The organism is Streptomyces sp. NPDC058773 (assembly GCF_042746015.1).
Taxonomy (GTDB): domain Bacteria; phylum Actinomycetota; class Actinomycetes; order Streptomycetales; family Streptomycetaceae; genus Streptomyces.
Map to the genome: position 1 here is coordinate 1 of NZ_JBHYPE010000087.1, position 9,710 is coordinate 9,710.

10 protein-coding genes are annotated in these 9,710 nt (G+C 71.2%); 6 read left to right on the forward strand and 4 right to left on the reverse strand.

From position 1 onward, the window contains the following. Positions 1-52: 52 nt before the first annotated feature. The 3 genes from ACFW5B_RS34890 to ACFW5B_RS34900 form a co-directional block, all read right to left on the reverse strand. The gene (locus tag ACFW5B_RS34890) at positions 53-805 is read right to left on the reverse strand and encodes an amino acid ABC transporter ATP-binding protein (RefSeq protein WP_386449055.1); all 753 of its coding nucleotides are present in this window, start codon (positions 803-805) and stop codon (positions 53-55) included. Between the two features lie 47 nt (positions 806-852). Further along, positions 853-1,791, reverse strand: a complete 939-nt coding sequence (locus ACFW5B_RS34895; protein ID WP_386449029.1) for an amino acid ABC transporter permease — start codon at positions 1,789-1,791, stop codon at positions 853-855. 70 nt (positions 1,792-1,861) lie between these two features. Continuing rightward, on the reverse strand, positions 1,862-2,836 hold the full coding sequence (locus ACFW5B_RS34900; protein WP_386449032.1) for an ABC transporter substrate-binding protein: 975 nt from the start codon (positions 2,834-2,836) through the stop codon (positions 1,862-1,864). 528 nt (positions 2,837-3,364) lie between these two features. On the opposite strand from ACFW5B_RS34900, the gene ACFW5B_RS34905 reads away from it, so the two are divergent. The 5 genes from ACFW5B_RS34905 (at position 3,365) to ACFW5B_RS34925 (ending at position 7,274) form a co-directional block, all read left to right on the forward strand. Then, positions 3,365-4,588: an NADP-dependent malic enzyme gene (locus tag ACFW5B_RS34905; protein WP_386449035.1), complete on the forward strand. Its 1,224-nt coding sequence runs from the start codon at positions 3,365-3,367 to the stop codon at positions 4,586-4,588. Positions 4,589-4,743: 155 nt separating this feature from the next. Then, the gene (locus ACFW5B_RS34910; RefSeq protein WP_386449038.1) at positions 4,744-5,706 is read left to right on the forward strand and encodes a zinc-binding dehydrogenase; all 963 of its coding nucleotides are present in this window, start codon (positions 4,744-4,746) and stop codon (positions 5,704-5,706) included. A gap of 43 nt (positions 5,707-5,749) precedes the next feature. Beyond that, a complete protein-coding gene (locus ACFW5B_RS34915) occupies positions 5,750-6,376 on the forward strand; it encodes a HutD family protein (protein WP_386449040.1) in 627 nt (208 codons plus the stop codon). 128 nt (positions 6,377-6,504) lie between these two features. Further along, a complete protein-coding gene (locus tag ACFW5B_RS34920) occupies positions 6,505-6,714 on the forward strand; it encodes a helix-turn-helix domain-containing protein (protein ID WP_386449043.1) in 210 nt (69 codons plus the stop codon). After that, positions 6,714-7,274, forward strand: coding sequence for a Clp protease N-terminal domain-containing protein (locus ACFW5B_RS34925; protein WP_386449046.1), 561 nt, complete (start codon positions 6,714-6,716; stop codon positions 7,272-7,274). The genes ACFW5B_RS34920 and ACFW5B_RS34925 overlap by 1 nt, the downstream gene beginning before the upstream one ends. Here ACFW5B_RS34925 and ACFW5B_RS34930 read toward each other — a convergent pair. Then, the gene (locus tag ACFW5B_RS34930; protein ID WP_386449049.1) at positions 7,271-8,143 is read right to left on the reverse strand and encodes a hypothetical protein; all 873 of its coding nucleotides are present in this window, start codon (positions 8,141-8,143) and stop codon (positions 7,271-7,273) included. The two genes, ACFW5B_RS34925 and ACFW5B_RS34930, sit on opposite strands and share 4 nt — an antisense overlap. 360 nt (positions 8,144-8,503) lie before the next feature. On the opposite strand from ACFW5B_RS34930, the gene ACFW5B_RS34935 reads away from it, so the two are divergent. Further along, on the forward strand, positions 8,504-9,667 hold the full coding sequence (locus tag ACFW5B_RS34935) for a serine hydrolase domain-containing protein (RefSeq protein WP_386449052.1): 1,164 nt from the start codon (positions 8,504-8,506) through the stop codon (positions 9,665-9,667). The last annotated feature ends 43 nt before the right edge of the window (positions 9,668-9,710 follow it).

A 9,710-nucleotide genomic window follows, 5' to 3' on the forward strand; every position in this document is an offset into this window, starting at 1 on the left:
TGCCCAGGGCACCCGCCGGACCGCTTCTGTCGGCACCGCGTCCGCGGAACGCCTACAGCACCTTCGACAGGAACGACTTCGTCCGCTCGTGCTGCGGGTTGCCGAGCACCTCGCGCGGGTGGCCGGATTCGACCACCACACCGTCGTCCATGAAGACCAGCGAGTCGCCGACCTCCCGGGCGAAGCCCATCTCATGGGTCACGACGATCATCGTCATCCCGTCCGCGGCCAGGTCCTTCATGACGTCCAGGACGTCACCGACCAGCTCCGGGTCGAGGGCCGAGGTCGGCTCGTCGAAGAGCATCAGCTTGGGCTCCATCGCCAGCGCACGGGCGATGGCGACGCGCTGCTGCTGACCGCCGGAGAGCTGCGAGGGGTAGTTGCCGGCCTTGTCGGCGAGGCCGACGCGGTCCAGGAGCTTGCCCGCGCGCTCCCGCGCCGAGGCCTTCGACTCGCCCTTGACCTGGATCGGCGCCTCCATGACGTTCTCCACCGCGGTCATGTGCGGGAAGAGGTTGAAGCGCTGGAAGACCATGCCGATGTCCCGGCGGCGGGCGGCGACCTCCTTGTCGCGCAGCTCGTAGAGCTTGCCGTTGTGCTCGCGGTAGCCGACCAGTTCGCCGTCGACGGACAGCCGGCCGGCGTTGATCTTCTCCAGGTGGTTGATGCAGCGCAGGAACGTCGACTTGCCGGAGCCGGACGGGCCGATCAGGCAGAAGACCTCCCGCGGCGCGACCTCCAGGTCGATGCCCTTGAGGATGTGCGCCGCGCCGAAGGACTTGTGGACGCCCTCGGCCTTGACCATCGGGCCGCCGCTGGTGCCCGCGGCCTTGGTCGTCGTCATCTTGCTGGTCATGCCGCACCTCCGGCGCTGCGGTTGAAGCCGCCGGACAGCTTCGCCTTGGCGCGCTGGAGCGGAGTGAGCGGGAGCTGTCGGCTGGAGCCGCGGGCGTAGTAGCGCTCCAGGTAGTACTGGCCGATGCTGAGCACCGTGGTGGCGATCAGGTACCAGGCGGCGGCGAGGATCAGCATCTCGACCACGACGCCGGAGTCCCGGCCGACGTTCTGGGCGGCCTGCAGCAGGTCGTAGTACTGGACGGCGATGACCAGCGAGGAGGTCTTGAGCATGTTGATGACCTCGTTGCCGGTCGGCGGCACGATCACCCGCATCGCCTGCGGCACGATGATCCGGCGCAGCGTCTTGGCGTGGCTCATGCCCAGCGCGTGCGCCGCCTCGGTCTGGCCCTCGTCGACCGCGTTCAGGCCGGCCCGGCAGATCTCCGCCATGTACGCGGCCTCGTTGAGCCCGAGGCCCAGCAGCGCGCACAGGAACGGGGTCATGAAGTCCGACCACTCGTCCTTGTAGATCGGCATGATGTCGATGTACTGGAAGACGAGGCCCAGGTTGAACCACAGGAACAGCTGGACGTAGACCGGCGTGCCGCGGAAGAACCAGACGTAGAACCAGGCGACCGACGAGGTGACCGGGTTCTTGGACTGGCGCATCACGGCCAGGACGACCCCGCCGACGATGCCGATGATCATCGAGAGTACGGTGATCAGCAGGGTGTTGCGCAGACCCTTGAGGATGTCCGCGTTGAACATGTACTGGGGAATGGCCTCCCAGTTGACGTCCGCGGAGGCGAAGGCCCGGACGAGCAGGGCGACCAGTCCGATGACGACGAGCGCCGCCACCCAGCGTCCGTAGTGGCGTACCGGGATGGCTTTGAGGGACTCGGGCGGCGGAGCGGATGCCGGCGGCTGGGCCGACTTGTCGACGTCAACTGACACGGGTGTTGCCTTTCAGCATTCGGCGGGAGGTGCGCGGGGCGGCGTGCGGTGGGGGGTGGCGTGCGGCGGCTCAGGAGCCGGCGTTGAGTTCCACCTTCTTGACCGCGGCGTCCTTGACGTCCCACTTGTCCAGGACCTTGGCGTAGGAGCCGTTCTTGATCGCGTTTTCCACGGCGGCCTTCAGCGCGTCGCGCAGCTGGTTCTGGCCCTTGGGGACCGCGATGCCGTACGGGGCCGCCTTCAGCGGCGCGCCGCCGACCATCTGGAAGTCCTTGCCGTGGCCGGAGACCTTCACCGCGTACGCCGCGACCGGGTAGTCGCTGGAGACGGCGTCCACGCCGCCGGTACGCAGCCGGGTCTGGGCCTCGGAGTCGTTGTCGAACGCCTCGATCGAGATCGGCTTCTCGTCGTTCTTCTCGCAGGCCTTCGACTTGTCCTTGGCCAGGTCGTGCGAGACCGTGCCACGCTGCACCGCGATCTTCTTGCCGCACAGCGTTTCCCAGCCGTCGACACCGTTGGTCTTGCCCTTGCGGGTGTAGAGCGAGACGCCGACGTTGAGGTAGTCGATGAAGTCGACACCCTTGCCGATCTTCTTGCCGGTGTTGCTGTCGATGCCCTCCTGGCGCTCCTTGGTGTCCGTCATCGCCGACATCGCGATGTCGTAGCGCTTGGACTTCAGGCCGCCCATGAGGGTGTCGAAGGTGGCGTTGTTGAAGTTGAGCTTGATGCCCAGCTCCTTGCTCATCGCCGCCGCGAGGTCCGGGTCGATGCCCTCGATCTTGCCGTTGGAGCGGAACTCCACCGGCTTGTACGTGATGTCCGAGCCGACCTGGAGGAAGCCCTTCTCCTGGACGTCCTTGGGCAGCTTCTTGAACAGCGGGGCGTGGACGTTCCGGGTCTTCTTCGCCTCACGCTTGGCGATGGCCTCGTTCGTCTGGTCACCGCAGGCGGTGAGCAGCAGCAGCGAGGCCGCGACCGCGGCCGCCGCGGCCACGGCTGTACGAGACCTGCCGGCGGCCGTGCGGCGGGTGGAGCTTGCGGTCATGCTGAGCCTCCTGCTGATGGAGAAACCGACGTGACAAAGGGCCGGGGCACACCTTCGAGCTCCGTGACCTCGGTTGGTGACGGAATCCTGCCATCCGCACTCCGGTATTCGGACTCCCGTTCAGGTCAAAATCGGATAACGGACGGCGGCGGTGAGATGACGGCCGGATGCCGCAAGGGAAATTCCGCCCGGCGGGCGGCCCCGGAGGCGCGGCCCGCCGTCGCATCTCGGGATCCGGACGGCAGGATGGACGACTCTTCTGAGTTTTTTGTGCATTTCGCCGTTATTGTCGGAGCCTTGAACCCGAGGGTAATGAATCTGACTCGTCGGGGCGCGCGCCCGTCAGGTAGAAAGGTGCGTTACACCCCTCATCCGGGGCTCAGGGCGCGTGTGCGGCGCGCCCGGCGTCCGTACCTCCCCCCGCGCGGCGGCCATCTGCTGCGCAGGGCGCGGACGCGGTGCCCGCCCACCCCTCAACCAGGGAGTGGTCACCCTCAAGCAGATTCACGAATAAAAGGGGTAAGACAAGTGGCAGCGGAGATCGTCAATCCTCGCAGCGACAGCAATACCGATACGGACGCGAGCAGCGCGCCCGACGATGCCTTCGATCCGGCGTTCGCGCTGCATCGCGGCGGCAAGATGGCCATTCAGGCGACCGTGCCGGTCCGGGACAAGGACGACCTGTCCCTCGCCTACACGCCGGGCGTGGCCAAGGTGTGCAGCGCCATCGCCGAGCAGCCCGAGCTGGTGCACGACTACACCTGGAAGTCCCAGGTCGTCGCCGTCGTCACGGACGGCACCGCGGTGCTCGGCCTGGGCGACATCGGCCCGGAGGCCTCCCTCCCGGTGATGGAGGGCAAGGCCATCCTCTTCAAGCAGTTCGGCGGCGTCGACGCGGTGCCGATCGCGCTCAACACCACCGACACCGACGAGATCATCGAGACCGTCGTCCGGATGGCCCCGTCCTTCGGTGGCGTCAACCTGGAGGACATCTCGGCGCCGCGGTGCTTCGAGATCGAGCGCCGGCTCCAGGAAGCGCTGGACATCCCGGTCTTCCACGACGACCAGCACGGCACCGCCGTGGTCACGCTCGCCGCGCTGCGCAACGCCGCCAAGCTCACCGACCGTTCGCTGGGGCAGCTGCGGGCGGTCATCTCGGGTGCCGGCGCGGCCGGTGTCGCCATTGCCAAGATCCTCATCGAGGCGGGCATCGGAGACGTCGCGGTCTGTGACCGCAACGGCATCGTCTCCGCCGACCGCGACGACCTCACCGACGTCAAGCGCGAGGTGGCCGGCTTCACGAACAAGGGCGGGCTGACCGGTTCGCTGGAGGACGCGCTGGAGGGGGCCGATGTCTTCATCGGGGTCTCCGGCGGCAATGTGCCGGAGGAGGCGGTGGCGAAGATGGCGAAGGACTCGCTGATCTTCGCGATGGCCAACCCGACCCCGGAGATCCACCCGGACGTCGCGCACAAGTACGCGGCCGTGGTCGCCACCGGACGCAGCGACTACCCCAACCAGATCAACAACGTGCTGGCCTTCCCCGGCATCTTCGCCGGTGCCATGCAGGTGCGGGCCTCGCGGATCACGGAGGGCATGAAGCTCGCCGCCGCCGAGGCGCTGGCCGCCGTGGTCGCCGATGAGCTGAGCGCCGACCGGGTCATCCCCTCGCCGTTCGACGAGCGGGTCGCCCCGGCCGTCACCGCCGCCGTCGCGGCCGCCGCCCGCGCCGAGGGTGTGGCGCGCCGCTGACCGCGCCCACGCTTCACGCCGACGGGCCGGGCCCGCACTCCCAGGGGTGCGGGCCCGGCCCGTTTCCTCGGTGGCGGTGCGCGGCCGGGCCGACGCGGTGCGTGTCACACCCGTACGCGGTACCGAAGCGCCCGGCAGCGGCCTACGTTGGGCTCATGTTTGCTGCCTACGCCGCCCGCATCGACCGTGACCAGCCGCTGAACGGCCTCGAATTGGGGGAACGCCCGGCTCCCGAAGCACGCCCCGGCTGGACGACCGTCAACGTCAAGGCCGCCTCCCTCAACCACCACGACCTGTGGTCGCTGCGTGGGGTGGGCATCACCGAGGAGTCGCTGCCGATGATCCTCGGCTGCGACGCCGCGGGGGTGGACGAGGACGGCAACGAGGTCGTCCTGCACTCCGTCATCGGGCAGACCGGTCACGGCGTCGGCCCCGGGGAGAAGCCCTCCATCCTGACCGAGCGCTACCAGGGCACCTTCGCCGAGCAGGTCACCGTCCCCGCCTGGAACGTGCTGCCCAAGCCGAAGGAGCTGTCCTTCGAGGAGGCCGCCTGCCTGCCGACCGCCTGGCTGACCGCGTACCGGATGCTGTTCACCAACGGCGGCGTACGGCCCGGGGACAGCGTCCTGGTGCAGGGCGCGGGCGGCGGGGTGGCGACCGCCGCCATCGTGCTGGGCGCCGCGGCCGGACTGCGGGTCTTCGCCACCAGCCGGGACGAGGCCAAGCGCAAGCGGGCCCTGGAGCTGGGCGCCGAGGCGGTGTTCGCGTCCGGTGAGCGGCTGCCGCACCGGGTGGACGCGGTGATCGAGACGGTCGGCGCCGCCACCTGGTCGCACTCCGTCAAGTCGCTGCGTCCCGGCGGCACTCTGGTCATCTCGGGCGCCACCAGCGGCTTCACCCCGAAGAGCGGGGAGCTCAACCGGATCTTCTTCCTGGAGCTGAAGATCGTCGGCTCGACGATGGGGGACAAGCAGGAGCTGGCGTCGCTGCTCAGCTTCTGCGCGGCCAAGGGCATCCGGCCGGTCATCGACTCGACACTGCCGCTGGACCGGGCGCGCGAGGGGTTCACGAAGATGGCCGAGGGCGACCTCTTCGGCAAGATCGTGCTGACGGTCTGACGGCTCTCCCCCTCTTCGTCCCTCCAGCGGAAGGCTGTGGAACGTGCGGATCCTGCGGGCGGACGGGCGCCCCGCCATGCCGTGGAGCAACGGCGGCGGGGTGACCCGGGAGGTCGCCGTGCACCCGCCGGGCGCCGGCTGGGACACCTTCGCCTGGCGGGTCAGCCTGGCCGATGTCACCCGGGACGGGCCGTACTCGCCGCTGCCCGGCGTCCGCCGGATCCTCACCGTCGTCGACGGCGCCGGGCTGGAGCTGACCGTGGACGGCACCACCCGCCTCCTCCCGGACCGCTGCCGCCCGTTCGCCTTCCCCGGCGCCGCGGCCACCGGTTCCCGGCTGCTGGACGGCCCCGTCGTCAACCTCAATGTGATGCTGCGGGAGGGGCGGGCGGACGCGACGGTGGAGATGGTGCGGGGGCGCCGGACGGTGGAGCCGGTACGGCGGCCGGACGGTGGGGCCGGTGACGCCGAGGGCCCGGAGGCCGTGCTGGTGGTGGCCGTCGAGGGGGAGACCGGGCTCCTGACGGCGGGCCGGCCCGCGGTGCGGCTGGCGCGGTTCGACGCGGCGCTGCTGGCGGGCCCGGACGCGGAGCCCGCCGAGGTGCGCACGGACGGCACGGCGGCGCTGATCACCCTGTCCGCCGTCCCTCCAGCCGCTCCCCGGGGCTGACCGGCCGCCCGGGTATCGCCCCCGGTTGTCTCTCAAGTAGGCCTACGCCAGGCCGAGTTGTTCCCCCGGTGCGCCGTGCGTGTCAATAATGGTTGACGCCCCCGGCGTGTCAACGTAAATTGACAGTCATGACCGAAGCAACGGATCTCGCCGAGCGGGCCGGCGACCGGAATCCCCGGATCGGGCTCCGCGCCGTGGCCGCGCTCCGCCGGCTGCTGGAGCAGCTCGAAGCCGTGCAGGTGCGCAGCGCCCGCGCGCAGGGCTGGTCGTGGCAGGAGATCGCGGCGGAGCTGGGAGTCAGCAGGCAGGCAGTGCACAAGAAGCACGGGAGGCGCTGATGTTCGAGAAGTTCACCGCCGCGGCGCGTGCGGTGGTGCGTGGCGCGGCGGAGCAGGCGGACCGTACGGGCAGCGGCACGGTCGGCGAACCGGAGCTGCTGCTCGCACTCCTGGAGCGCACGGACTCACCGGCCGCCGCGGTGCTCACCGCCCTCGGCGTTCGCGAGCGGCGGGAGTCGGTGGCGCAGGCCCTGGCCGAAGTGCGGCGGCGCGGCGGGGTGTCGACGGCCGATGCGGTGGCGCTGGCCGGGATGGGGATCGACGTCGACGCGATCGTGGCGCGGGTGGAGGAGGCCCACGGGGCCGGCGCACTGGCCGCCGGCGGGACGGCCGGGCGCCGGCGGATGCGCCCGCCGTTCACCGTGGAGGCGAAGGGCGTCCTGCAACGCGCCCTGCGCAGCGCGGCCGGCCGGGGGGACCGGCACATCGGCGACGAGCATCTGCTGCTCGCGCTGGCCACCCGCCCCGGACCGGCCGCGGCGGTACTCGCCGACCACGGGGTGACCTACGATGCGGTGGTGCGCCTGCTGGACGAGCCGCGGGGCCGGCGGGCCGGCTAGGAGGTGCGCCCGGCCGGCACCCGCCCGGTGACCGGGGCGCTGTGCGACGGGAGATATCCGGCCTCGCAGACCGCGGCGAGGACCGGGGTGAGTAACTGTGCCAGCCGTTCGGCGCGGGAGTGGCCCAGGGCCCGCCACGGGCCGGCCGCCAGCCGGTCGGTCGTCCGCTCGATGGCCTCGCGTTCCTTGTGGGCGCGGTCGGTCGCGGTGCCGTCCGGGGCGATCCAGCCACGGGCGGCGAGGCGGTGCCGGGCATCGCTCCACTCCTGTGCGCTCCAGCCGCGCCCCAGCAGGGCGGCGCCCGTCGCGGCGAACGCCACCAGGGCCTCACAGGGGTCGAGTTCGCAGGTCAGCAGGGCCGCCAGTCGGCCGTCGCCGCGGTGTTCACGGAGCACGGTCGCGGCGTGCCAGAGCACCAGGTGCGGTGCGTCGGGCCAGGGCAGATCGAGGTTGGCGGCGGCCAGCGGGCGGGCGGCGGGACCGGCGTTCTCGGCGGCCTGACGGGCGAGCCGCGCCGCCTCGGCGAGCTGCGCGGTGGTCAGCCGGCCGTCGACGAGGGCGGTCAGCACACGGTCCACCGCCAGCAGCCGGGCCTCCAGCACCGCGGCCGGTGCGGCGACGGTCCAGATCCGCGGGAGGTAGCGGCTGACCATCCGCGGACTGAAGGTGTAGTACGTCGCGGCGGTCAGCTCCGGCCCGGCGGCACCCAGCGGAGCCGTACGCCAGGCGAAGTAGCTGGGCCAGCGGGACGCGACGTCATGGCCGAGACCGGCGGCGACCCGGCGGGCCTCGGGGGCGAAATACAGCGTGGCGTGCAGTGGCTCCAGGAGGTGCCACATCCGGCGGGCGACCGAAAGGTATTCCGACATCGCTTTACCTCATGGCCTTCACGATGCGTGCGCAGACGGGAGACTCGGACCGTGGTCCGGAACACGGCCGCAGGCCCGCGGAATCGGGCAGCTGGGCTCCCTGCGACCCGGTGCCGGACGAAAAGCCGTGCGAAGTAGTGGTTTCCCCGATTACGCCGCGTGAATCCAGACCGCAGATGGCAACTGTGGGTAACAGAAGCCCGGTTGGAGGGATTCCGCTTCCGACTGCCGCGCGCCCCGGTGGCCCGGCGCTTCTCATGCACCGGTAATTCGGTCGAACGTGGGCGGGCGCGCACGTACGGTGACCCGGCCGGCGGTCCACGGGGGCCGGGCCGCAGACCTGAGGGGGAGAGCGTCACCATGTCACAGCACGGATGGGCCGACGAGGGGTTCGGCGCCGTCGCGGACGCCTTCGCCGGGAACTTCGCCGAGGGGCGTGAACTCGGCTCCGCCGTCGCCGTGTTCGCGGACGGGCGCAAGGTCGTCGACCTGTGGGGCGGGACCGCCGACGAGCGCACCGGGCGGGTGTGGGACGAGCACACCGTCCTTCCCGTCATGTCCGTCACCAAGGGTCTGATCAGCATCTGTGCCCATCTGCTCGCCGAGCAGGGGAAGCTGGACCTCGACGCCCCGGTGGCCGACCACTGGCCGGAGTTCGCCCAAGGGGGCAAGGCGGGGATCACCCCTCGGATGGTGCTCGCCAACACCGCCGGAATCCCGCTCACCGAGCGGAAGCTGCCCTTCGAGGAGCTGACCCGGTGGACGCCGGTGATCCGCGCCCTGGAGGAGCAGGAGGTGCTCTACGAGCCCGGCATCGCGTACGAGTACCACGCGCACGCCTTCGGCTTCATCGTCGGCGAGCTGATCCGGCGGCTCACCGGCCGGACCCCCGGCGGCTACTTCCGTGCTGCCGTCGGCGACGGGCTGGGGCTGCGGACCTGGATCGGGATGCCGCAGGAGGAGGTGCCGCGGCGGGGCCGGCTCGCCGAGGCCGCGGGGCGGTCCCCGCTGCCGGACGCCGGACTGCTGCCCATGCGGGCCCTGACGATGAACGGCGTGCTCCCCTTCCCCGGTCTCGACGATCCGCACGGCTACAACTCACCCGCCCTGCTGACCGCCGAATTCCCCGCCGCGGGCGGGGTGTCGAGCGCACGTGGACTGGCGGCCCTGTACGCGGCGGTTGCGACCGGGGTGGACGGCGGGCCGCGGCTGCTCGGCGCCGACACCGTGACCGACGCGGTCCGGCAGCTGTCGGGCGGTCCGTCGTGGTCGGGGCTGCCGGATCTCGGCGCCCGCTGGGGGAGCGGCTTCCTGGTCGACTCGCCGTTCCGCCGGATGCTCGGTGCGCGCTCCTTCGGCAACAGCGGGGCGGGCGGCCAATTCGCCTTCGGTGACGACGAGTTCGGCGTCGGCTTCGCCTACACCGCGAACCTGATGGGGGCCGGGAACGACCCGCGGGTCGACCGGCTCATCGGTGCGCTGCGGACCTGCGTCGGGGCGCCGGAACCGGCTGCCGGAAGCTGAGCGGAACGCCGCGGCGGGGCGGGCGCCTCAGGGTGCGCCCGCC